Below are 24703 nucleotides of genomic sequence, written 5' to 3'. Positions count from 1 at the left end.
TATTTCATGGCGCCCCAGAACTCTTGGAATGGCCGCGAGGACGCATATCGTCCCCAGAACGCAGCAGAGGACACTCAGTTTTTACCCCGCCCCGGCCAGCCTGGGCCGCAGGGTACGAGCAACCAGGCCTATGACGGCCAGTGGGATACACCCGCTCCCGCCGGCGGGCCAGGTGGCCCCGGTGGCCCCGGTGGGCCGACCGGTCCCCAGGGGCCGGGTAGGGCTGGCGGGGCGTCCGGCGGCCGATTTGCCTTCGGCCCCTTTTTCATCGGACTCGCCATCGGTCTCGTGGTGGCACTCGTCGTTGGTATCGCCGCGTGGATGTTGTCCGGCAGCGAGAAACGCGCCCTTGCCGCAGAGGTCGACGGCATCCAAGAGACACTCACCGCCTATGACTCGGCAAGCACCTTCGTGGAAGCCAATGAGTACATGTGCGAGGAGCACAAGGGCAACCCTGATCACCTCGCTCTGCTCGATAAGCTGGCGGGGGACACTGGGGCGGAGCCGGGCATGGAGGCGGTGACCGTGGAAAAACTGCATTTTGTGGGTAACGATCGCCAGCGCATCCGCTTTGAGGACAGTAAATACCCCACCCGGCTGAAAAAGGAGGATGGGGCCTGGCTCGTGTGCGATCCTTATGTGAATATGCGGCAGCTGAGCGAGGCCTATGAAGACGGAGTGGACTCTCTCGTGGGATCACTCTTTGGTGACGGCGGCCTCGACCTCTTTGGCGACCTTGGCGGCCTCGAGACCCTTGAAGGGCTCAATGACATCACCGGGGAGAGCATCGAGGACTGGGAGCAGCAATACCAGGACCTGATGGGCCAGCTGGGGCTCTAAGCTCAACGCCGCCGCGGTTAGCCCCGAGCGCAGTCTGCGGCGAGCTGCCTGCCGGCGGCGCGCAATTGCTCGGCCACATCCATCCCAGGGGCGAGTTCCTGCACCATCGCTGGGCGCTGCTGTGCCTCATAGCGCCCGCACACCACTACGGCGGTGGTATCAGCTGCCGCAGCCAACTCGCTGATATGGCCTACCACCTTGCCGCCGAAGGAAGTATCGTCCACTCGGCCCTCGCCCGTGACCACCACATCCGCGGCAGCAATCTTGTCAGCAAGGGCGTGGTGGGCGGCCACAAATTCCGCGCCGGGCACGAGCTGAATGTGCTCGTTTGTGCCGTGGATGAGCCCCGATAGCCAGCTCAAGCCCACTGGGAGTGCTCCCGCCGCGCCATAGCCGGCGGTGGTGGGGTCCACGTCGCAGACCGAGCACAGCTGCGCAATACCGCCGTCCAGAATTTCAATGTCTGCGGCGCTGGCACCCTTTTGCGGCCCAAATACTGCCGCCGCCCCCTGTGTTCCGGTGGCGGGGTTCGTCACATCCGCTAGCAGTACCCAGTCCACGGCGGCGGCCTTCACGTTCAGCTGCGCGGTATCGATGAAATCGAGGTTGCGCAGCTCCCCGCCGCCCTGGCGCAGCATATAGCCGCGGTGATCCATGGGCACCGCCCCGAGGGCGACGAGAATGCCGGTGCCACCATCGACGGTGGCAGTGCCGCCCAAGCCGAGCACGATGCGTTGCGCGCCGCGCTCCACCGCATCGGCGATGAGCACGCCGGTGCCATAGGTATCCGAGCTCAGCGGGCTGTGTCCCTCGCCGACCTGGGGCAGGCCAGAGGCGGCGGCCACGTCAATCACCGCGGTGGCTGGGCTGGAGTCCTGGGCCGGAATGAAGGTATAAGTGGCGTCGATAAGCCTGCCATCGGCGGAGGTTGTGGGCAGAGTGATCGGGGTTCCGGCAAAGAGGCTGGATGTTCCCTCGCCGCCATCGGCCATGGGGGCGGCGATGACCTCGGCGGCCGGAAGCACCTCGTGAATGCCCGCGCGAAGATGAGCGCAGGCCTGCTGTGCTGTGGCAGTGCCTTTAAAAGAATCGGGGGCCAGAAGAAACGTCGTCGGGCGATCAGTCATAGCTTCACAGTGTATTAGGCAAGCCACTCTCCACGGTTACGCTATCTGCGCTCTCTGTGGTGCGCTGGCCCGTTATGCTCACTAGGAAGTGAGTGAACGGCGCTGCGCGGCGACGATGCGCCGCGAGAGCGGTGAAATCTCGACCTTGTTTAAGGAGCAATGCTGATGGATACACGATGGCGCATTCGGCGCGCAGCGACGATGGGTCGCAGCACGAGGGCAGTCGCTGCGATTCTGGCTGTCATGGCACTATCCACGGCTGTTCTTAGACCCGCGGCGGGCGCAACACCTACCGCGAGCGCGACTCCCGCGGTGGCAGCCCCAGGTGTGGATGGCCCCCGCGTGGCGCGGCCCTCTCTTGCGAAACGGGTGCTGCTCGACTCCGAGGTTCGCCCCTTGCAGCCGCAGGGGACTAATGATCCTTCCTGTCGCGCCACCGCAGAGCGGCAGGAGGCCGTGATCCTGGTGCATGGCACGGATTCCACCTTCTATGGCGACTACGCGGAATTAGGGCCACGGCTCGTGGACGCCGGCTGGTGTGTATTTGGACTGGACTATGGCATGGGGCCGGACCCGGATCGGGGCTTCGGCTATCGCCCGCTCGAAGAATCGGCGGCACAGGTGGATGAGCTGGTACGCGCGGCGCTAGCCACCTCTGGGGCGACGGGCGTGCACATCATTGGTTTTTCCCAAGGCGCCTCGGTGGCTCGCATGTGGGTGAACTCTATCGATCGGGGTGAGCTCACCCGCAGCTGGATTGGAATCGCCTCGCCGACGCGCGGCGGTGGTCCGGCTCATCTCGGCACCGTGGTGGATCATCTCCACGAGCAGGCGGCGGGGGAGTCGAGCGCAGCACTCAGCCGCGGCCTCGATCGCGTGCTGCAGCCGAGCCTGCAGCAGCTACTGCGCAACTCCCAGGCGATCAAGGAGCAGAACACCCCAGAAGAAACTGTGCCCGGGCCGCGCTATACCACTATTTCCACGCGGGTGGACGAAATGATCTGGGATGTAGACGTGCAAAAGATTTACGGCCCGAACACGCAGAATCTGGTGCTGCAGGAGGTGTGCCCGCAGAATCTCGGTGGGCATATGTACTCTCCCTACAACCCGACTGTGCTCAGCGCGGTGTTAAACCTATTGGACAATTGGCAAAGCGGGGGTGAATGGGGGGAGATTGACTGCCGCCCGGTCCCTCTCGGCTTCGATGTGTCGGAGCTAATTGTGGTGGACAACCTGCGGAAACTGAGGGGTGATACGGCAAACCCTGAAGGTGTGACATACGTAACACATGGCTAAGTTGCGCATACTCCCCCTGAGCAAGAGACTGGATATCGGTAAGACGATAGAAATTCATCCCTCGAGTTCACGAGGGATATGGGAATTGGAGAATTATGACGATTACCGCCACTAAGAACGATGATGTGCAGTCTGTTGACGCACAGATCTCGGAGTACTACAACCGCTTGTGCCAGCGTAACGCTGGCGAGCCCGAGTTCCACCAGGCGGTGCTCGAGGTTCTGGAATCCCTCAAGATCGTCCTCGACAACGATCCGCACTATGCGGACTACGGCCTGATCCAGCGCCTCTGTGAGCCGGAGCGTCAGCTGATCTTCCGCGTGCCGTGGGTTGATGATCAGGGCGAGGTTCAGGTCAACCGTGGTTTCCGCGTGCAGTTTAACTCTGCACTCGGCCCCTACAAGGGCGGCCTGCGCTTCCACCCCTCCGTGAACCTGGGCATCATCAAGTTCCTCGGTTTCGAGCAGATCTTCAAGAACTCCCTCACCGGCCTGCCCATCGGCGGCGGCAAGGGTGGTTCCGACTTCGACCCCAAGGGCAAGTCCGACGCCGAGATCATGCGCTTCTGTCAGTCCTTCATGACTGAGCTGCACCGCCACATCGGCGAGTACCGCGACGTCCCCGCCGGTGACATCGGAGTGGGTGGCCGCGAGATCGGCTACCTCTTCGGTCAGTACCGTCGTCTGGCTAACCAGCACGAGTCCGGTGTCCTTACCGGCAAGGGTCTCGAGTGGGGCGGCTCCCTGGTGCGTACCGAGGCCACCGGTTATGGCCTGGTGTACTTCACCAAGGAAATGATGGCTGCCGACGGGGAGTCCCTCAATGGCGCCAAGGTGATCGTCTCCGGTTCCGGCAACGTGGCTATCTACGCCATCGAGAAGGCTCAGGAATTCGGCGCTGTGGTGATCGGCTGCTCCGATTCCCAGGGTTGGATCCACACCCCGAACGGCATCGACGTGGCCAAGCTGAAGGAGATCAAGGAGGTCCGCCGCGACCGTATCTCCGCCTACGCCGACGAGGTTGAGGGTGCTACCTACCACTCCGACGGCTCTATCTGGGATCTCGAGTGCGATGTGGCCCTGCCCTGCGCTACCCAGAACGAGCTCAACGGTGAGCACGCCCAGAAGCTTATCGACAACGGCTGTAAGTACGTTGCTGAGGGCGCCAACATGCCGTCCACCCCGGAGGCTGTTGAGGTCTTCCGCGAGAGGAAGATCGCCTTCGGCCCCGGTAAGGCCGCCAACGCCGGTGGTGTTGCTACCTCCGCACTGGAGATGCAGCAGAACGCTTCCCGCGATTCCTGGTCCTTCGAGTACACCGACGAGCGTCTCCACGTGATCATGCGCAATATCTTCCGCGCATGTAAGCGTACCGCCGAGGAGTACGGCCACGACGGTGACTACGTCATCGGCGCTAACATCGCCGGCTTCAAGAAGGTTGCCGACGCCATGCTGGCGCAGGGCGTTATCTAACACCCTCCCCGCGGGATGCTATCCCGCTACTGACACACCCTGTCCTCCGGCCCTTGTGGCCGCGGGCAGGGTGTCTCTTGTTGCAGGGTTAAGAAAGCGTAGCGCCGTTTTCTTCGCCTGCATACGCCCATGTCACTCCACCCCGAGGTGGCTGCGTCACGGTAGAGTAAGGGCCATGTATCGCGTCTTTGAAACCCTTGATGAAATGGTCCAAACCGTAGAGCAGGCCTATGGCGTGCCTATGACCCCCAATTGCATGGTGCCGCGCAATGACATGCTCATGCTGCTTGATGAGCTACGCAATGCCCTGCCGGTAGAAATTGATGATGCGCAGGACGTATTGGATAAGCGTGACGAGATTGTGCACGAGGCCACTACCAAGGCCGATGCCATCGTCGGCGAGGCGCAGGCCGACGCCAACGAGATTATGGATACCGCTAACCGCGACTCCGAGGCCATGGTCAATAACGCCCAGGATCGGGCCCACCGTCTCGTAGCCGAGGCAGAAGATGAGGCCCGACGGGTAACCGATGATGCTCACCGCGAGGCGGAGGATCGTATCGATCGCGCTGAGGCGGAGGCAGAGCGCCTCGTGGCCCAGGGTAATGACTCCTATGATCGCTCCGTGTCCGAGGGCCTGGCGGAGCAGCAGCGCTTGGTCTCCGAGTCCGAGGTGGTGCGCCGCGCCAACGAGGAGGCACACCGCGTGGTGGATGCCGCCCATGCCGATTCCAACCGACTGCGCGCCGAGTGCGATGACTATGTGGATGCCAAGCTGGCCGAGTTCGAGGACAGCCTCAACGCCACCCTGCGTGTGGTCTCCCGTGACCGCACCGCTTTGCGACGCGGCGCCGGCGCCGTAGGAAGCGGCCGCTCGAGCGATAACCAGCGTTACGACTACGGCGAGGAGCTCTAGTCCGCAGCCGCCGCTGACTCCCGCGCTTTCGCCCGCGCGGGGCAAGCAACGTAGTCTAGAGTGCATGACATCACCACTGACATTCGATGTAGCACATCTGCTTTCGCCCTCGGCGAATACGGACTATCAATCCACTACCGGCCTCGCGCCTGAGCGCATTGGGCTGGAATTGATTGCTATTGACCAGGGCTCGGAGCTGGCCGTTGACGCCACCCTGGCCCCGCTTGGTGATGCCATCATGGTTGATGCCACCGTGCACGCCACCTTGAGTGGGCAGTGTGCCCGGTGCCTCGAGCCGCTGAGCGTGGAGCAGGACTTCCGTATTTCGCGGGTCTATTCCGAATCCGCCGACTTTATTGATGATGACGCCGCCGGTGACGAGGATGCTGCCGATGAGTTGGAGGATTCTCTCGGCCACATTGATTCCGGCCGCATCGACTTATTGGAGGCCCTGACCACTACGGTGGGCCTCGAGTTACCCTTCAGCCCCACCTGCGAGGACTATGGCGACGAGTGCGATTATGATCTCGTGCCTGCCCCTGATGGGGTTTCGGGCGAAGAAGAGGAAGACCGCATTGATCCGCGGTGGGCAGGATTGGAGAAGTTTCAGTGAGTCGTCGTAAACAGCGTATTCCCCGCGAAAAGGCATGGGAGCAGCGTTTTCACGAGGTCGATCATGCCCCGCTGCTGCAGGCGCTCGGTGTGGAACTCTCCGATGACAGCCTGAAGCTCGCGCTGACACACCGTTCTTTTGCCAATGAGCACGAGCATTTGCCCAATAATGAGCGGCTCGAGTTTCTTGGCGACGCCGTTCTCGGGCTGTCCGTCGCCACTCGGCTCTATCACAACTATCCGCACAGCCCCGAGTCCGATATCTCGAAGATGCGGGCCTCTATTGTCTCCCGCTATGGCCTGGCGGATATCGCCCGCGAGATCAATCTCGGCCCCCATATTTTATTGGGCAAGGGCGAGCTGATGACCGATGGCGCGAATAAGGATTCCATCCTGGCCGACACCACCGAGGCGCTGCTGGGTGCTATCTATATCGAGCATGGTTTCGCCGTGGCCGAGCAGGTGGTGCTTACCCTCTTCGGGCGCAAGATCGAAACCGCTCGCAGCACGGGGCTGCACGTGGACTATAAAACGGCGCTCCAAGAACGCGCCGCCGAGAATAAGCGGGACGCACCGCTGTATCACTGCACCGCTGTCGGCCCTGATCACCAGCGCCACTTCACCGCCTATGCCGTGATCGAGGGCCGCCTCGTGGGTAGGGGAGAAGGCCCCAATAAGAAATCTGCCGAGCAGCAGGCCGCCCGCGAAGCGGTGCCCGCCCTCGAGCACGACTGGGACACCCTGCCGCTTTTCGACGCCGCCAGCGTGGACTAGTACCCCGATGCCGGAACTACCCGAGGTAGAGGTGGTGCGCAGCGGCCTGGCGCCACGATTGCAACAGCGCCGCATCGCAGCGGCCCGCATCCTGCATCCGCGGGCTATCCGCCACAATGAGGACTCGCTGGAGGCGTTCGCCGCCCGGCTGTGTGGCCGCCGGATCGAGGCGGTCTCTCGGCGCGGAAAGTTTATGTGGCTGCGTCTCGACGGCGAGGAAGCAGTAGTAGTGCACCTCGGCATGTCAGGGCAGATGTTGCTCAGCACGGATCCTCATGCCCATGACGCCCATCCGCACCTCCGGGCCGCCCTGCAGCTGGAGGACGGGCCTGCCGTGTGGTTTGTGGATCAGCGCACCTTTGGCTACTGGCGCCTAGATGAGCTGGTGCCTCTGGGCGAGCAGGGGCAGCGCATACCGGCGTCGATAAGCCATATCGCTCGCGATCTGCTCGATCCTGAGGTGTCGCTGCCGCAGGTGGCGGCGGCGCTGAAGCAGCGGGCGCGCCCGATTAAGGCGCTGCTTCTGGAACAAACCATCGTCTCCGGTGTTGGCAATATTTATGCTGATGAGATGCTGTGGGCAGCAGGAATTGCGCCGACGCGATCTGCCCAGCGCATCAGCCTACAGCGGCTGCGGACGCTGCTGGAGGCCGGGCAGCAGGTAATGCGGCGGGCCCTTGCTCAAGGCGGCACCAGTTTCGATGATCTCTATGTGAACGTCAATGGTGCGTCCGGCTATTTCGCGCGATCGCTCAACGCCTATGGGCAGGAAAGGCTCCCCTGTGCGCGCTGTGGCACTGAGATAAGAAGAATCACAGTGGTGGGTCGCTCCACCTATTTTTGTGGCCGCTGCCAGCACTAACCGCTTGCGTGACTAGCATTACGGTAGGAAGAATTCGTGTCCGGCGGTATATTTTTCCTCATGGAATCTTTCACCGCTGCGATTGACTCATTTAATGAGTACTTCTGGTACCTAGTCATCGCCCTTTTGGTCATTGCTGGCGTGTACTTCGGTGTGCGCACCGTGCTCGTCCAGCTCCGGTTCGTGCCGGAGATGTTCAAGTCCATCACGGAAAAGCCCTCCGATATCTCGGAAGGCAAGCAGGGCGTCTCCGCCTTTAAGGCCTTCACCATCTCCGCAGCCTCGCGCGTGGGCACCGGTAACGTTGTCGGTGTGGCCATCGCTATCGCCACCGGTGGACCGGGTGCGGTGTTCTGGATGTGGCTATTTGCGCTGCTCGGCGGCGCCACCGCCTTCGTGGAGTCCACCTTGGCGCAGGTATATAAGGTGCGCGATGAGGATTCCTACCGCGGCGGACCGGCCTACTACATCACGAAGGCCTTCAACGCACGCTGGCTGGCGCTGATCTATGTCATCGCCATCGTCACCACCTATGGTTTCGTATTCAATGCGGTGCAGTCCAACTCCATCGCCGCGGCCGTCACCCTGTCCTTCGATATGGACACCATGACCGCCAAGATGATCATCGGCGCCCTCATGGCGGCGGCGACCTACGTGGTGATCTTCGGCGGTATTCGCCGCATCGGTGGCTTCACCCAGGTGGTTGTCCCGGTGATCGCCGTGGCCTATATCGTCATGGGCTTCATCGTGGTGGCGCTGAATATCACCGAGGTGCCCCGCATGCTGGAAAATATCGTGCTCAACGCCTTCGGTATCCGCGAGTTCGCTGGGGCCACCCTCGGTGCAGTCATCATGAGAGGTGTGCAGCGTGGCCTGTTCTCCAACGAGGCCGGTATGGGTTCGGTGCCCAATGCCGCTGCGACCGCGAGTGTCTCTCACCCCGCCAAGCAGGGCCTAATCCAGACCTTGGGTGTGTACTTCGACACTCTCGTGGTGTGCACCATCACCGCATTCATCATCCTGCTCTCCCGCGGCGACTACGCAGCCAGCGATGGCGGTATCGAGCTCACCCAAACCGCACTGGCCTCCACCGTGGGCACGTGGGGCATTCACTTCCTCACCGTGGTGATTATCTTCCTGGCCTTCTCCTCGGTGATCGGTAACTACTACTATGGCCAGTCCAATATTGAATTCCTCACCAAGTCCCCGAAGGCCCTCACCATCTACCGCGTTGTGGTGGGCCTGTGCGTCTTCGGTGGCGCGCTGGGCACCGTGCCGCTGGTGTGGTCGCTGGCCGATGTGTTCTCCGGTTTAATGGCCACGATCAACCTGGTGGTCATCATCCCGCTCGGCGGCGTGGCTGTGGCCGTGCTGAAGAACTTCTCCGAGCAGCGGGCCAAGGGCCAGAACCCCGTCTTCCACCGCGACGATGTGCCCGGCCTGCGCGGCTGGGACGGCATGGAATGCTGGGACGGCTCCGATCCGCTGACCCACCGCGAAGAAAAGGCAAAGGATTTCTAATCGATGTGCCCGTCGCAGGATCACTCCTCAGCAGCAGCGGCCGGCAGCGAGCCTGACGCCTCCCGCGCCGAAGATGCCGCCGGCACGCGGGTGACGGCGTGGGTGCACGGCCACGTCCAAGGCGTCGGTTTTCGCTGGTGGACCCTGCAAAACGCGAAAGAGCTCGGGCTCGCTGGATATGCGAAAAACCTCGTGGACGGCCGGGTCTGCGTGGTGGCCGAAGGCACGGAGACGGCCGTAGCAGAGCTGGTGCAGCGACTGAGTGAGCAGCCCAGTAAGCATCACCGGCCCGGCTCGGTGGAGACGGTGATCCCGCACTACACCGACCCGCGCGGGGCGAGCGGTTTTCACACCCGCTAAAATCTGTGCGGTGATCATCGCACGCTGGCCCTTCCGCGTGCTGCCTATCGGGGCAGGTCGTGGATGGGCAGCCCAGCGCCGCTGCCTAGTGAGGAGCGCGAGCTGGGGCCATGCCGGGAGGAATTCAAGGTGTATTTGAAGTCGCTGACTATGAAGGGCTTTAAGTCCTTCGCCAGCGCCACCACCATGAAGTTCGAGCCCGGCATTTGTGCTGTCGTGGGGCCCAATGGCTCCGGCAAATCCAATGTGGTGGATGCGCTGGCCTGGGTGATGGGGGAGCAGGGCGCGAAAAGCCTGCGCGGCGGCAAGATGGACGATGTCATTTTCGCCGGCGCCGGCGGGCGCAAGCCCCTCGGGCGCGCCGAGGTGACGCTGACAATCGATAACTCCGATGGTGCCCTCGACATCGACTACTCGGAGGTCTCTATTACCCGCCGCATGTTCCGCGATGGCGCCTCCGAATACGAGATCAACGGCTCGCGCGCCCGGTTGATGGATATTCAAGAGCTGCTCAGTGATTCCGGCATCGGCAAAGAGATGCACATTATCGTCGGCCAGGGAAAACTGGCCGAGATTCTCGAATCCCGCCCGGAGGAGCGCCGCTCCTATATCGAAGAGGCCGCCGGGGTGCTCAAGCATCGCCGCCGCAAGGAAAAGGCGCAGCGCAAGCTGGTTGGGATGCAGTCCAACCTGGATCGCCTGCGCGACCTCACCGAGGAGCTGGGCAAGCAGCTCAGCCCGCTGGCACGTCAGGCCGAGGCGGCGCAGAAGGCCGCCACGGTGCAGGCGACGGTGCGGCACAACCGGCTGCAGCTGGCCGGCGATACCATCACCCGCCTGGACGCCGCCTGCGCCGATGCGGAAGTACACCATCGCCGCGCTATCGATAGCCACGCCCAGGCACGTGCAGATCTGGAGCAGGTGCAGGCCGCGGCTGCTGAATGGGACGCCGCGGTAGACGAGGTGACCCCGCAGCTCGAGCAGGCCCAGAACCTGTGGTTCGAGCTGTCCTCCCTAGCCGAGCGGGTGGACGCCACCTTACGCATCGCCCGGGAGCGCACCAGCCGTGCCGCCGAGGAGGCCTATCAGGGCCCGGATGCCGCCCAGATACGCGAGAAAGCCGAGCTGGCCGAGGAAGAAGCCTATGAGCTCTCCGAAGACAAAGAGATGGCGGCCGCCCAACTCGAGGAGATTTCCGGCGAGCTGGCCACGGCACGGGAGAACTACGAGCGCGCCGAACGCGAGCACCGCACCCGCATCGCCGCCATCGCCGATCATCAGGCCGGGGTAGCGCGTCTGGTTGAGCGCGTCGATAGCGCGCAGAAAGCCATCGCCGCCGCCGAGCGGCGCGTGGAGGAACGCGAACAACAGGTGCGCCAGGCTGCCAGCTCCCTCGACGAGCTGAACAAGGAGCTCGCGCAGGCGAAGAAGGCCCTGCAGCACACCACGTTGCAACGCGCCCCCTTGGCGGAGGACTCCCGCCAGGCGCAGGCCGAGGCCCACGCCGCCGAGCAGCGACTCGAGGAGGTCAGCGCCGAGCACCGCGAACTCGACGTGGCCATCTCCCGGCTGGAATCGAAGGTGGAGGTATTAAGCCAGCAGCGTCCCCGCGCCGCCCTGGCCGCGGATATCGCCGCAGACTATAGCCAGCTCGCCGAACACGTGCGGGTCGATACCGCCCTCGCCCCAGCCTTGGCGGCGGCACTGGGCTGCCACGCCGAGGCGCTTGTGGGCGAGCTACCCGATGCCGAGCTGCGGGCCCGGCTTGCCGCCGAGAACACCACCGCCACGGCCTTTATCGCCAGCGGCGAGGCCGATCCTTGGCGCCTTGATGCCGATATTGGCGCGCATCGCTGGCTCTTGGATGAGGTGGAACTATCCCCCGCGGTGTCCTCGGCGCTGACGCGGATGCTGGTGGATGTGGTGATCGTGCCCGATATTGCCGCTGGGCGGGAGCTAGTGGAAGCCGATCCGCGGCTGCGCGCCGTCACCCCTGCTGGGGCGGTGCAGGGGCATGGCTGGCTCATCACCGATAGCGGCAGCAGCGATGCGGAGGCTGTGGGCTCCACCAGCGTGGAGATCGCCCAGCAGATCAGCGATACCGAGGCCACCTTGTCCACTCTGCTGCGCCGTCGCGAGGATATGGCCGGTACCCTCAGCGGCACCAAGAAGGCCGCCGAGGACGCCCGCGTGAATGTGGCCGCCACCACCGCCGCGCTGCGCGAGTTCGACGCGGTGGATAAAACCAAGGCCGCCGAGGTCGATCGGCTGATCAAGGCCACCGATAATAAGGAGCGGGAACACACCTCTCTCTATGAGCGGCTCGATAGGGCCAGCAAGGAGCTGGAGCAGGCGCGCGAGGATTATCGCACCGTCTCCGAGCTGTTGGCTTCGGCCGAGGATGAGGACAGTCCCGCCGAGGTCTCCAGCGCCGAGAAAGACAACCTGGCCGCGCATGTGGAGCAGCTGCGCTCCATGGACACCGAGGCGCGGCTGCGGCTGGGCCAGCTCGAGCAGCGCGAAAACGCAGCCCTCGGCCGGGCCGCGGCACTGAAGTCGCAGGCGATGCAGGCCGAGCAGCAGCGCGCCCGGCATGAGGCACGGCTGGAAAAGCGCAAGCAGGAGACGCGTCTGGCCGCCGTGGTGGCGGAGCTAAGTGAGCGGATGCGCAGCAGGGTGGCGGCGGCACGGGAAGCCGTGTCCACCCAGCGCCACGAGCTGGAGCAGCGCAAGGCCTCGGTAGTCAGCAGCGCTCGCCGGGCGCGCGAGGAGCTGTCCGCGGCGACCCACAAAGCCTCGCGCCTCGGTGATGCCCGCCACGAGGTGGAGATGGCGCTGTCCACAACTCGGGTGCGGCTGGAGGAAAGCGTCGTCAAGCTCAGCGAGCAGACTGGGGTGGATGCTGCTACGCTGCGCAGCGAGCACGCCCCCGGCCCGGGCTTTGATCGCGCTGCCACCACCCGCGAGTTGAAGCAGGCAGAAAAGCAGCTGGCCGCCCTGGGCAAGGTCAATCCCTTGGCCCTCGAGGAGTACAAGGCGCTGGAGGAGCGCTATGACTATCTCAGCTCCCAGCTGGCCGATGTGGAGCAGGCCCGGGCGGATCTGGAGGATGTGATCGAGTCGGTGGACGATCAGATCCTCACCCTCTTCACCGAGGCATGGCGGGATGTGGAGCAAGAATTCCCCACGGTCTTCGCCACGCTCTTTCCCGGAGGAGAAGGGCGGCTGCTGCTCACGGACCCCTCCGACATGCTCGGTACCGGCATCGACGTGGAAGCCCGCCCGCCGGGCAAGCGCGTGAAACGACTCTCGCTGCTCTCCGGTGGCGAGAAATCGCTGACTGCGGTGGCACTGCTCGTCGCGATCTTCAAGGCCCGGCCCTCGCCGTTTTATGTCATGGACGAGGTCGAGGCGGCGCTTGACGACGTCAACCTGCGGCGCCTCATCGCGCTGTTTGAGGATCTCCGCGAAACCTCGCAGCTGATCGTGATCACCCACCAAAAACCCACCATGGACATCGCCAACGTGCTTTACGGAGTGACCATGCGCGGCGATGGCGTCACCCAGGTGCTCTCGCAGCGCATGAGCCCGCACAGCGAGCCCCGCAGCGTCGATCCGGCCGTGGGCGAGCCCACAACCTAGCGCCTCGGGGCGTGCCCGCACCGGCAATCGGGAGTCGTGGTGAACTGGCGCGGCACGTGGACTACGCTAAGACTCTTAGCGCAGGCATGCCACGCGCTGCGTCGAGTACCGCACAGTATGTGATCAAGCAGTAGAAGGGGACCACACCAACTTATGAGCACCGGCGCCGGTAGTAGAACCAACACAGCCGCCGATTCCTCCTCCACGGAATTTCTACTCGGGTGGGCCTTCCGCACCGAGCTGGAACTCAAGCAGGAGTTCGAACACACCCCCACCTTTCCCCTCCGGGCGCTGAGCTCGGATGCACTTGAGCGCATCGAGCGCTTCTATGGGGCGTTTCTATCGCGGCAGCTCGCCGATGGCGCCCAGCTGGAGGAGCTTATGGTCTCCTCGCCGAACCTCGCGCTGGCCACCCTGCTCAACCGCGCCTCCACGATGATTGACGCCGAGAGCTTTTTCATCGAATACCTCTCCGGCATGGCGCTGCCCACCACCGAGGACATGGTGGCCGCCGCCGATAGTGCGGCACGCCGGGTGATCGCAGCCACCGAGACCACCGTTCCCGAGGGCATGGCGGAGTCTCCGGTGCTGGTGCTTGCCGCCCACATCGGCGTGACTGCCGCCGAGATCCCCGGGCTGCTCGAGCTACTCGACGCCCAGAATGGCGAGGTAGACGTGGCCTTCTTGGCGGAGGCAGAGGAGCTTCCCGTCACGGCCGCGGTGGCCCAGGCCGCCCCAGAGCTGCTGGCGGAGGTGCTGCACTCGGTGGAGACCTTCCGCCAATTCACCGCCTCTCAAGGCGCGACGTGGCGGGTGCGTAGTGATGAGTGGCCGAGCCCGGCTATGGTGCAGCCAGTGGCGGAGCATGTAATTGCCGAGCTGCGCGAACGGCCGGTGGGCACCGAGGATCGCCAGCACGCCGTGGGCGTGGGTACCCGCGAGCTGCGCCCCCGCATCATGTGGAACGCCGCCCGCCGGAAGGTGTGCTTGCGCCTGCCGGAGCAAAAGGTGGTGAACCAGCCGAATGAGGAGATTCAATGGCGGGTGTCTATCGACGGCACCACCACTGTCTATCGCACCGGCCGCCCCTGGGGCGAGCAGCGCCCCTACTCTCAGGCGCTCGATATCGCAGTGGAGCACCAGACCCGCGAGATCGCCATCCACGATGTCACCACCGAGCTGAACTGGGTGGTGCCGGTGATCGACTCGGAGGATCCCGCCCTGATCTTCACCCCCAAGGGCGCGAATGTCACCGACAAGGCCTCCTTGCACTATCCCGAGCTGTGCGTGGTGTGCCCGAATGACGCCCAGGTGGTGGACGTGGTCACCGGCCGCGACCTGCCGATCATCGACACGGTAGCTGTTGAGGGCTGGGATAAGTGGCAGTGCGTGCGCGTGGATACCTCCGATGCGGCGAGCCTGAAGATCGACCGCGATGGCGCCGGCGAGCAGAATGTGCGCTGCGTGGATGCCCGCCAGCGCGTGATCTTCCGCGATCCCTCCCCGGCCGCCGCCTGCGTGCGCACCACCAGCGGCCTGCCGGTGCATTCCGAGTCGCTGCTTGCTGAGTTCCCGCCCACGGTATCGGGCCAGGCAGAAACGTGGTATCTGACCATCTCGGCCTTCGCCGGCATCGGCGAGGAAGGCATGGAGGTGGCCCCAGCCGAGCCGCTGGAGGTGCCCGCAGAGGGCGGCGTCTTCGATATCTTTGATCCTGCCGCGTGGGACTCACCGTGGGTGGGGGAGTACCTCATCCGTTTGCGCGGTCCCCGCAATGAGTCCTTCCGTCACGAGTGCGCCCTGGTGGAGGGGCTGCACACCCAGAGCGAGGTAGCCGGTGGGTCCCTGACCTTCCGTATCCCCGCCCAGGGTGGACTCTCCCCGGCGACGCTGCGCATTAGCCACGGCGAGAAACCTTTTGCTGTGGTGCCCTCCCGCGTGGAGGTGGCAGCCGATGCCGCGGGCGTGGATTTCGCCATCACCACCGAGGAAGGCGATCAGCTGCCGCTGCGCTATACCCCGCCGCGGCTGCTCTTTGAGCTGCCGCTGCAGACCCAACCGGCCTCGTGGCGCACCACCCGCGCCCGCGTCCAACCCACCGAGTTCGATCCGCAGGGCATGGTGCGCCTGCGCGTGCCCGCCGGCGGCGGAGTGAGCCAGCCGAGTATTTCCGTGCGGAATAACCACGGCACCCCCTTGCGCACCGCGAAGATGACGCGCCTCGATGACTACACCTTCGCCGCGGATATGTCGCGGCTTGTGGGCTCGATGAACGCCATGCCAGCCGGCCGCATGGACCTGGAGTGGGTAGATAAGGCCGTGAATCGGAAGGTCTCCGTCGGCCTCGCCGATATCAACCCTGCTCCCTTGACCTCTGGGGTTGAGCTTGTCGACGATACCCTGCACTGCAGCGATCTGCCGAGCGATCACCGCGTGGGCGCCTGGATCTGGCCATTGACCGCCCCCTGGGCGCTGGCGAGCACGATCGACGAGATCAGCGCCCAGACCCCGCTGCCAGAGGCATATCGGGGCGCTGGCGATCTAGCCATTCAGCTCTTTTCCTCTGATCCCTATAGCGTGCAGCGTCCCGCGCGCACGCCCGCAGAAACGGCATCGACCATCGCCCAAGAGGGCTACTATCGCAGCGGCTCGGCGGGCTTTACCGAGTTCTCCGCGTTTCTCGCCGGCGAGTCCGACTCCGCTCCCGACGATCCCGCGATTATGCCGATGCTCTGGGACTTCCTTGCCTCCGAGGATAGGGCCGATACCCCGATGCGGCGTGCCATCACCGCCGTGGTGCGTACCCATCCGCAGCAGGCCCTGTCAGGGCTGGCCTCCTCGCTGGTGCCCAGCGAGTTGCAGCCCGGCTGCGTAGTCTCCTCCGGGCTGGTGGCCACCCCGATGTCCGGCACCCATGAGGGGGCCGAGGCCACCGTGGACGCCACGGAGATTCACCGCAATGCGTGGATTGGTGTGCTCAGCACCCTGGCTGGGCTGCCGGAGCTGGCCGCAGCCCTCGAGGAAGAGACCATAAGCCCCGAGACTCGACAGCGGCTGCGGGCCGTGATGAAGCAGCTGGAGGACGCCGCCGGTAAGCGCTTGGTGGAGACGCTGAGCACCGGCCGCGACGCCACCTTGGACACCGCCTGCATTGATCGTTCGACTGTGCAGATCGCGCACATGGATCCGGCGCAGCAGGAGATGCTGCTGGAGATGTTCTTCTCCCAGGCAGAGATCGTGCCGGGGCCGATGATGGCGGATTCCACGCGATTGATGGCGGTATTTGAAACCTTCAAGCACCGCGAGCAGCTCTCTGAGATCTTGGTGCGGCACAAGCTGATCAAGCCGGCCTTGACGCTGATGCGCGGTATCAAGGGCGCGCAGCGCCGGCTCTATAACTCGGCGCGTATCCGCTTCGACAAGTTGGATGGCGTGGATACCGATAACCCGCAGGATCTATGGGCGCTGGCACCGGTGGTGTCGATGATTTTCGCTCTCGCGGCGCGCATGCACGCCCACGACATGCTGGGCAAGTCCAAGCTATTGGATGAGGTGGGCCCGGGCTGGGCCGAGATGGCCACCGTGGTGCCGGATCTGGTGACCGGCGACGTGGTCTCGAGCGAGGCAATGGTACTGGCGGAAAAGTATCCATCGCTGGCGAGCTAGAGATACTAACGTGGACGGGGATATCCCAATAAAGACCCACTAGTGAGGATTGACGCTATGGATACCACTTATATTATTGCGGCGGTTGTTGTTGTTCTGCTGCTGCTGATCGCGCTCATTGTGATCGGTTTGAAGCGCAAGCAGGCCAAGACTGTCTCTTTCGAGAAGGACGAAGAGGAGACCAAGGAGCTCACCCGCGAGGAGAAATCCGGTAACTATCAGGCGCAGGGCGGCTTTAACTTCGCCCCCGCCGCCGGTAGCGGTTCTACCCCGAAGAAGAAGGAGCCCGAGCTTCGCGACGGCCAGCGCCTCGACGGCCCGCAACCCTCCACGACCCCGCAGGACACCCCGCAGCCCGAGCCCACCGCAGTGGAGAAGCCGGCACCGGAGCCTGTAGCGGAGCCTAGCGAGCCCACCGCAGCGGAGGAGCAGATCAGTTCCGTCGAGGACGCCGAGATCGATCGGGTGGAGGCCGAAAAGGCCACCGAGCAGCCTGCGCCAGCCCCGGTCGAGGACGCCCCGGTCGAGGAGGATCAGGCCCGCAGCGTCAGTGACGGGCCGGCGCCGCTAACCCAGTCCGCGTCGTCCAAGAGCTATGAGCAGCCGGTCGTTTCTGAGGGCAAGACTGCTGCCGAGGACGATGCTGAGCAGCGAGAGGGCGTCGATAAGCCTGCTGCGGCGGCGGAGGAGTCCGATACCGCCGTGGTGGAGCCCGAGCCGGCCGAGGTCGAGCGCGAGGATATCGCACCCGCCGAGGGGCGTTTGGGCAAGCTCCGTGGACGCTTGTCGCGTTCGCAGAATGTGATCGGCCAGTCTGTGCTGGGTATTCTCTCCGCCGGCGATCTGGATGAGGATGCTTGGGAGGAGATCGAGGACACGCTGATCATGGCGGATCTCGGCTCCACGGCGACGATGAAGATCGTGGATGATCTGCGTGAGAAGATCGCCGCCCGCGGTGTGTCCAGCGAGCAGGAGGCGCGGGCCATGCTGCGCGAGACCCTCATTGAGGCCTGCCAGCCGGAGCTCGATCGCTCCATCCGCGCCATCCCCAATGAGGGCAAGCCAGCCGTGGTTCTGGTGGTGGGTGTCAATGGCACCGGTAAAACCACTACCACCGGTAAGCTGGCGCGCGTGCTGGTGTCTATGGGCCACAACGTGGTGCTGGGCGCCGCCGATACCTTCCGTGCGGCCGCCGCCGACCAGCTGGATACCTGGGGTACTCGGGTGGGTGCGACCACCGTGCGCGGCAAGGAAGGCGCCGATCCGGCATCGGTGGCCTTCGACGCCGTGGCACAGGGCATCGAGCAGCACGCCGATGTGGTGCTCATCGATACCGCCGGGCGTTTGCACACCTCGCAGGGTCTGATGGATCAGCTGGGCAAGGTCAAGCGCGTCGTAGAGAAGAAGGCCGAGGTGGACGAGGTGCTGCTGGTGCTGGATGCCACCGTGGGCCAGAACGGGCTGATTCAGGCGCGCACCTTCCGTGATGTTGTGGATATCTCCGGTGTGGTGCTCACCAAGCTCGACGGCACCGCCAAGGGCGGTATCGTGTTCCAAGTTCAGGAAGAGCTGGGTGTGCCGGTGAAGCTCGTCGGCTTGGGCGAGGGAGCAGACGATCTTGCGCCCTTCGAGCCGGAGAGTTTCGTCGACGCACTCTTGGGCTAGAGCTACCCCCGCGACCGCATGATTACCGCCTCCTATCTGTGCAGATAGGGGCGGTTTTCCTATGAAGGGGTGCCGCTTTCTATAGGGCAATAGAATTTATTTTTCTATTGGGCTATAGTTATTTTTGTTGGTGATAGATACCCGACGATAACGAGACACAGCAGCAAGAAAGGAAGAAAGCATGGAGGGAAACGCAAGCTGGATGCTCATGTCCGCTTCCTTGGTGTTGCTCATGACTCCTGCACTCAGCATGTTCTACGGCGGAATGTCCCGCCAGAAGTCCGTACTGAACACGATGATGATGTCCTTTGGGGCGATGGGGGTCGTCATCCCCATCTTCATTCTTTATGGATGGTCCATGTCCTATGGTGGCAAGGACCTCGCCGGCATTGTGGCCGATCCCTTCACGGACTTCGGCCTGCGCAATGTGATGACCGATGGCGCCGGCGAGTACGTGATGAGTGAAGCCGGGTATCCGGCGATTATCGACGTCGCCTTCCAGGTGACTTTCGCCGTTATCTCCGTGGCGCTCATCAGCGGTGCTATCGCTGAGCGCGTGAAGTTCTCCTCCTGGCTGGTATTCGCCGGCCTGTGGGTCACTTTTGCCTATTTCCCGCTGGCGCACATGGTGTGGGGCGGCGGATTGCTCTCCGAATCCTCCCACTCCATTGCGGGTTGGATGTTCGGCACCGAGGGCGAGGACGCCCTCATCGGGCCGGTAGACTTCGCCGGCGGCACCGTCGTGCATATTGCCGCAGGCACCGCAGCGCTGGTGCTGGCCGTAGTCTGCGGACGCCGTAGGGGCTTCCCGCGCCACGTGCACCGCCCGCACAACCTGCCCATGGTGATGGTCGGCTCTGGCCTGCTCTGGTTCGGCTGGTGCGGCTTTAACGCCGGCTCCGCCTTTGCCGCCGATGGGCTGGCCGGTCTGGCATGGATGAATACCGCCGCCGCAGCCGCCGCCGGCATTATGGGCTGGCTGGTGGTGGAGCGTATCCGCGATCACCACATGACCTCCCTCGGTGCGGCCTCGGGCGTGGTGGCAGGCCTGGTGGCGATCACCCCGGCCGCCGGTGCTCTCGACCCCGTCGGCTCCCTCGCACTCGGCGCCGTTGGCGGTGGACTCGCGGCCTGGGCAGTGAGCTGGAAGTACCGCTTCGGCCTCGATGACACCCTCGATGTGGTGGGTGTGCACCTAGTCGCTGGCCTGTGGGGCACCATCGGCCTGGCGCTACTGGATACCAATATCGGTATCTTCTACGGCGGTGGTGGCGATGGCTTCAAACTGCTGGTGGTGCAGTTCGCAGTGGCACTCGCGGCGATGATTGTCTCCGCCGCGGTCACCGTGGTCATGGCCCTGATTATCCGCAGCACCATGGGCTGGCGCATCGAAGAAACCGATGAGGAAAGCGGAATCGACTACCGCATCCACGGCGAGACCGCCTACGAGACCTCCTCGATGCGCTTCTAGCGCAGTCCCGGCAGGTGGCACCGGAGTCCATCGCGGATCCGGTGCCGCCGACGCAGACTATGAGAAATAACTACACTCTGTAGGCACAACCTATTTACGCGGCCCTAGTGCCGCGTGCACGGCGAAGGCGCGGAGCGCATCGACCTCATGCGAGGCCCATCGATGACAGCTCGGCGCGGACACCGATACCGCTATCTCCAAGGAGTGACTGTCCCATGAAGCTTGTTACCGCCATCGTTAAGCCTTTTACTCTCAACGACATTAAAGAAGCCCTCTCCCAGATCGGCGTGCTGGGCATGACCGTGACCGAAACCCAGGGCTATGGCCAGCAGAAGGGCCACTCTGAGGTCTACCGCGGCGCCGAGTATGCCATCGACTTCGTGCCGAAGATCAAAATCGAGACCATTGTGGACGATTCCCAGCTCGACGAGGTGCTCGACACCATCGCCAGCGCCGCCCGCACCGGCAAGATCGGCGACGGCAAGATTTGGGTGAGCCCGATCGAGCAGCTCGTGCGCGTGCGTACCGGCGAGCGCGGCTCCGACGCCCTGTAACTTCACGCCGCTCTTTTCTCCAGCCTCCGGGCCCACGTGCGTTGGGTACCGGGGGCTGTTTTTATGCTGATGACTATGAAGCTCTCCCATACCGCCGCTGTGTTTCGCAGCGACACCCTCGATTCCGTGCACCAGACGGTAGCCACGGTGCAGGTGCCCCCAGGCTGCGCTCTCGCGGCCACCGGTTCTTTCGCGCGCGGAGAAATGACGCCACATTCCGATCTCGATCTGGTGCTGCTCATTCCCGATGATTTCGACGGTGATCTCTCCGAGGTGTGGTATCCCATTTGGAATTCGCGCATCGCCCTCGACCACAGCGTGCGCACCACCGCCGACTGCCTCTCGGTACTGGCCACCGAACCCAGCGCCAGCCTCGCCTTGCTGGATTTGTGCCATGTCAGCGGCGACGAGGAGCTCACTGCCTTCACCATCCGCGCGGTGCGGCATCGCTGGCGGCAAGTGCTGCCGCGCAAATTCGACCACATCGCCGATGAGGCCATTAAGCGCTGGCGGCGCTCGGGCTCGTGCGTGTCCATGACTCGGCCGGATCTGAAAAACGGGCACGGCGGGCTGCGCGATATTGAGTTGCTGCGCGCGCTCGCCCTCGGCAATCTCGTGGACGCCCCTGATCTTTCCCGCGAGCGCCGTTTGCTTATCGACGCCCGCACGCTGCTGCACACGGTCGCCCATCGGCACCGAGATGTCCTCGACCCCGAGTTCGCCGTGGACGTGGCCGATAAGCTCGGCTTTACCGATCGTTATGAGCTGTCCCGCGCCATCGCCGAGGCCGCCCACAACGTGGATGTGGCCCTGACGCGGGCCCTCGATGGCGCCCGCGATGTGATCACCCGCGTCCCGCTGACCCGCAGCCGCCGCCAGCCGGTGGACTTAGATGTTTTTGCCCAAGGCGATCACGTGTCCTTGGCGCGCGATACCAACTTCGAGGATCCGGGCCTGCCGCTGCGCGTTGCCGCCGCAGCCGCCCGCCACGGGCTGCGGGTGTCCACGGCCGTGTGGTCCTCGCTGCGCACCTGCCCGCCGCTGCCGGAGCCGTGGCCTAAGCCCTCAGTCGAGGACTTTTTTACCGTCCTCTCCAGCCCCGAGCACACCCTCGAGGTGGTGCGGTCGATGGACCGCTTCGGATTATTCAGCCCGCTCGTGCCGGAGTGGGAGAGAGTGCGGGGTCTCATGCCCAAGGAACCCACGCATATTCACACCATCGACCGCCACTCCATAGCCGTGGTGGAAAACTGCGCCAGCGAAACCATCGCGGCGGCACGCCCAGACCTGCTGCTTCTGGCCGCGCTCTTCCACGACATGGGCAAGCGCTGCGGCCGGCCGCACGCCATCGTGGGCGCGGAGATGGTGGTGGCACAAGCCCAGCGCATGGGTTTCGCCGCGGCCGATGTGGAGGTGCTGCGCACCTTGGTGCTCGAGCACACCACCCTCGCGGAATTGGCCACCACCACGGATGTGAGTAGCGAGGATAGCGTCGATAAGCTACTCGATGCGGTGCACTACGATCAGCTCATCCTCAACCTTTTGGCGCTGTTGACCAAGGCAGATGCGCGCGGCACCGGGCCGGGGGTATATAGTTCCACACTGGCCTATGGCATGGACATTCTCGTGCGCAATGCCGAGCGGATGCTCACCTGTGTTGTGCCGCAGCCGCCGCAGATTGAGCAGGTTGAGACCATCGAGGTCGTGCGCCGGGGCGCGCACTACCGGATCCTGGCGCGTATTCCGAACCGCGCCCAGCTGATGACGCTGTTGGCCACCGTTCATGCCAGCGGCCTGCGGCTGCGCAAAGCCGGCGTCAATGGCGACTGCGTGGCCCTCAAGGCGCGGCCGCGTTTCGGCACAGAACTCGACATTCAGCATTTTGTGCAGTCCTATAAGTCGGGAGTGCACACCACCCCGCCGCAGGTGCACACCTCCATGGTGGCCACCTATTGGTATGGCCGCACCGTCGAGGTGCGCGCGCCCGATGTGCACGGCATCCTCGGCACACTACTGAGCGTGCTGCCAGAGGTGGAGTGGCTGAGCCTGCGCCGGCCCGGTGCCACCTGTATTGCCCAGTTTTGTCTCGCCGGCGAGTATGACTCCGCGCAGATCGAACGTGACGTGACGCGCTGCCTGCTCAACGGCTAGCATAAATCCGGTATAGGTAATGTATAGCGAGACAAGACGTACATCTAGGGGAGAAACTTTTCGTGTTTGAATCACTATCAGACCGGCTCACAGGGGCGCTAAAGGATCTACGCGGCAAAGGCAAGCTCACTGAAGCTGATATTAATGCCACCGCCCGCGAGATCCGGCTGGCGCTGCTCGAGGCGGACGTCTCGCTGAGTGTGGTGCGCGGCTTTATCAAGCGCATCAAGTCCCGGGCAACCGGCGCGGAGGTTTCTAAGGCGCTCAACCCGGCGCAGCAAGTGATCAAGATCGTCAACGAGGAACTCGTTGACATTCTCGGTGGAGAGACCCGCCGGCTGAACTTGGCCAAGAACCCGCCCACGGTGATCATGCTCGCCGGTCTGCAGGGTGCTGGTAAAACCACCCTGGCCGGTAAGTTGGCTAAGCACCTCGCCGGACAGGGGCACACCCCCATGCTGGTGGCCTGCGATCTGCAGCGCCCCGGCGCCGTGCAGCAGCTGCAAATCGTTGGTGAGCGCGCCGGTGTGCCCACCTTCGCCCCCGATCCCGGCACCGCCCTCGGCAGCGAACACGAGATGGGCACCTCCCATGGCGACCCCGTGGATGTGGCCCGCCAGGGTATCGCTGAGGCCAAGCGAGCTCAGCACGATATCGTGATCGTGGACACCGCTGGTCGTCTCGGTATCGACGAGACGCTGATGACGCAGGCCCGCAATATTCGCGATGCCGTGAACCCAGACGAAGTGCTCTTCGTGATCGACGCCATGATTGGTCAGGATGCGGTGCACACCGCCGAGGCCTTCCGCGATGGCGTGGATTTCACCGGCGTGGTGCTGACCAAGCTGGACGGCGATGCTCGCGGTGGTGCGGCGCTGTCGATCCGTGAGGTTACCGGCAAGCCGATTATGTTCGCCTCCTCCGGCGAGAAGCTCGAAGATTTCGATGTCTTCCACCCGGAGCGCATGGCCAGCCGCATCCTCGGCATGGGCGATATGCTCTCCTTGATCGAGCAGGCCGAGCAGAAGCTGGACCAGGAAGAGGCGATGAAAACCGCCTCCAAGCTGGGCACCGGCGAGCTCACCCTGGAGGACTTCCTCGATCAGATGCTCATGATCCGCCGCATGGGGCCGATCGGCAACATCCTGAAGATGCTGCCCGGCGGCTCCCAGATGTCGCAGATGGCCGACATGGTGGATGAGAAGCAGCTCGACCGAATCCAGGCCATCATCCGCGGCATGACCCCCGCTGAGCGTGAGGACCCGAAGATCCTCAACGCCTCCCGCCGCAAGCGCATCGCCAAGGGCTCCGGTGTGGCCGTCTCGGAAGTGAACCAGTTGGTGGAGCGCTTCTTTGAGGCGAAGAAGATGATGAGCAAGATGGCCGGCCAGTTCGGCATGCCGGGCATGGGCGGCGGCCGCTCGGCCACGAAGAAGAAGCCGAAGGGGCGCAAGAATAAGAAGGGCAAGCGCACCAATAAGGGCAAAAACCGCGGGCCGAAGCGGGGCGCAATGCCCGGAATGGGCGGCGGCATGCCTGGGATGGGTGGCGGCATGCCCTCCCCAGAGGAATTGGAGAAGCTGCAGCAGCAGATGGGCGGCATGGGCGGTGGCTTCCCCGGTATGCCGAAGATGCCGAAGGGCATGGAAGATATCGATCTGAGCAAGCTGGACTTCGGTAAAGGCAAATAGCTAGATCGGGCCGCCGCGGTCGCTGCGGCCCGATAGCCCACAGGCGGCCTGCGCTTCCCTTGAGAAGGAGGAGTGCAGGCCGC

Annotated in this window: 17 protein-coding genes; 16 read left to right on the top strand and 1 reads right to left on the bottom strand. The window is 63.9% G+C overall.

The genetic code is table 11. From position 1 onward, the window contains the following. Positions 1-6 precede the first annotated feature (6 nt). Positions 7-840 (top strand): hypothetical protein, encoded by an 834-nt coding sequence (locus GBB14_RS10560; RefSeq protein WP_192796089.1) that lies wholly within the window; start codon positions 7-9, stop codon positions 838-840. A gap of 17 nt (positions 841-857) precedes the next feature. On the opposite strand, the gene GBB14_RS01990 is transcribed toward GBB14_RS10560, so the two are convergent. Further along, entirely contained in the window at positions 858-1967 is a 1110-nt protein-coding gene (locus GBB14_RS01990) for a glycerate kinase (protein ID WP_151528496.1), read from the bottom strand. A gap of 165 nt (positions 1968-2132) precedes the next feature. Here GBB14_RS01990 and GBB14_RS01985 point away from each other — a divergent pair, with 165 nt between their 5' ends. The 15 genes from GBB14_RS01985 to ffh all read left to right on the top strand — a co-directional run bounded on the left by GBB14_RS01985 (position 2133) and on the right by ffh (position 24620). Next, positions 2133-3263 carry a triacylglycerol lipase gene (locus GBB14_RS01985; RefSeq protein WP_192796088.1) on the top strand — a complete coding sequence of 377 codons (1131 nt, stop codon included), beginning with the start codon at positions 2133-2135 and terminating at the stop codon, positions 3261-3263. A 95-nt stretch (positions 3264-3358) separates the two neighbouring features. Then, complete coding sequence (gene gdhA / locus GBB14_RS01980) at positions 3359-4735, top strand: NADP-specific glutamate dehydrogenase (protein WP_151528498.1); 1377 nt, start codon at positions 3359-3361, stop codon at positions 4733-4735. Positions 4736-4910: 175 nt separating this feature from the next. Then, positions 4911-5651 carry a DivIVA domain-containing protein gene (locus tag GBB14_RS01975; protein ID WP_151528499.1) on the top strand — a complete coding sequence of 247 codons (741 nt, stop codon included), beginning with the start codon at positions 4911-4913 and terminating at the stop codon, positions 5649-5651. 64 nt (positions 5652-5715) lie between these two features. Beyond that, a complete protein-coding gene (locus tag GBB14_RS01970; protein WP_151528500.1) occupies positions 5716-6264 on the top strand; it encodes a DUF177 domain-containing protein in 549 nt (182 codons plus the stop codon). Beyond that, on the top strand, positions 6261-7037 hold the full coding sequence (gene rnc / locus GBB14_RS01965; protein WP_151528501.1) for a ribonuclease III: 777 nt from the start codon (positions 6261-6263) through the stop codon (positions 7035-7037). Before GBB14_RS01970 ends, rnc begins: the two co-directional genes overlap by 4 nt. 7 nt (positions 7038-7044) lie before the next feature. Continuing rightward, positions 7045-7899: a bifunctional DNA-formamidopyrimidine glycosylase/DNA-(apurinic or apyrimidinic site) lyase gene (gene mutM, locus GBB14_RS01960; protein ID WP_151528502.1), complete on the top strand. Its 855-nt coding sequence runs from the start codon at positions 7045-7047 to the stop codon at positions 7897-7899. Between the two features lie 60 nt (positions 7900-7959). Next, a complete protein-coding gene (locus GBB14_RS01955) occupies positions 7960-9420 on the top strand; it encodes a sodium:alanine symporter family protein (protein ID WP_151528503.1) in 1461 nt (486 codons plus the stop codon). 90 nt (positions 9421-9510) lie between these two features. Further along, positions 9511-9780 (top strand): acylphosphatase, encoded by a 270-nt coding sequence (locus GBB14_RS01950; RefSeq protein ID WP_225976583.1) that lies wholly within the window; start codon positions 9511-9513, stop codon positions 9778-9780. Between the two features lie 129 nt (positions 9781-9909). Beyond that, positions 9910-13422 (top strand): chromosome segregation protein SMC, encoded by a 3513-nt coding sequence (gene smc, locus GBB14_RS01945; RefSeq protein ID WP_192796105.1) that lies wholly within the window; start codon positions 9910-9912, stop codon positions 13420-13422. Between the two features lie 153 nt (positions 13423-13575). Beyond that, a complete protein-coding gene (locus tag GBB14_RS01940) occupies positions 13576-17088 on the top strand; it encodes a hypothetical protein (RefSeq protein WP_151528506.1) in 3513 nt (1170 codons plus the stop codon). 57 nt (positions 17089-17145) lie between these two features. Next, a complete protein-coding gene (gene ftsY / locus GBB14_RS01935) occupies positions 17146-18753 on the top strand; it encodes a signal recognition particle-docking protein FtsY (RefSeq protein WP_151528507.1) in 1608 nt (535 codons plus the stop codon). A 181-nt stretch (positions 18754-18934) separates the two neighbouring features. After that, complete coding sequence (locus GBB14_RS01930) at positions 18935-20224, top strand: ammonium transporter (RefSeq protein WP_151528508.1); 1290 nt, start codon at positions 18935-18937, stop codon at positions 20222-20224. Between the two features lie 215 nt (positions 20225-20439). Further along, positions 20440-20778: a P-II family nitrogen regulator gene (locus GBB14_RS01925; RefSeq protein ID WP_151528509.1), complete on the top strand. Its 339-nt coding sequence runs from the start codon at positions 20440-20442 to the stop codon at positions 20776-20778. 75 nt (positions 20779-20853) lie between these two features. Beyond that, a complete protein-coding gene (locus tag GBB14_RS01920) occupies positions 20854-22929 on the top strand; it encodes a [protein-PII] uridylyltransferase (protein ID WP_151528510.1) in 2076 nt (691 codons plus the stop codon). Positions 22930-22991: 62 nt separating this feature from the next. Beyond that, positions 22992-24620 carry a signal recognition particle protein gene (gene ffh / locus GBB14_RS01915; RefSeq protein WP_151528511.1) on the top strand — a complete coding sequence of 543 codons (1629 nt, stop codon included), beginning with the start codon at positions 22992-22994 and terminating at the stop codon, positions 24618-24620. Positions 24621-24703 lie beyond the last annotated feature (83 nt).

The organism is Corynebacterium sp. 51B (assembly GCF_008930785.1).
Lineage (GTDB): Bacteria > Actinomycetota > Actinomycetes > Mycobacteriales > Mycobacteriaceae > Corynebacterium > Corynebacterium megadyptis.
The sequence above is the reverse complement of the archived record's forward strand: the minus strand, read 5'-3'. Positions and strand labels throughout refer to the sequence as shown.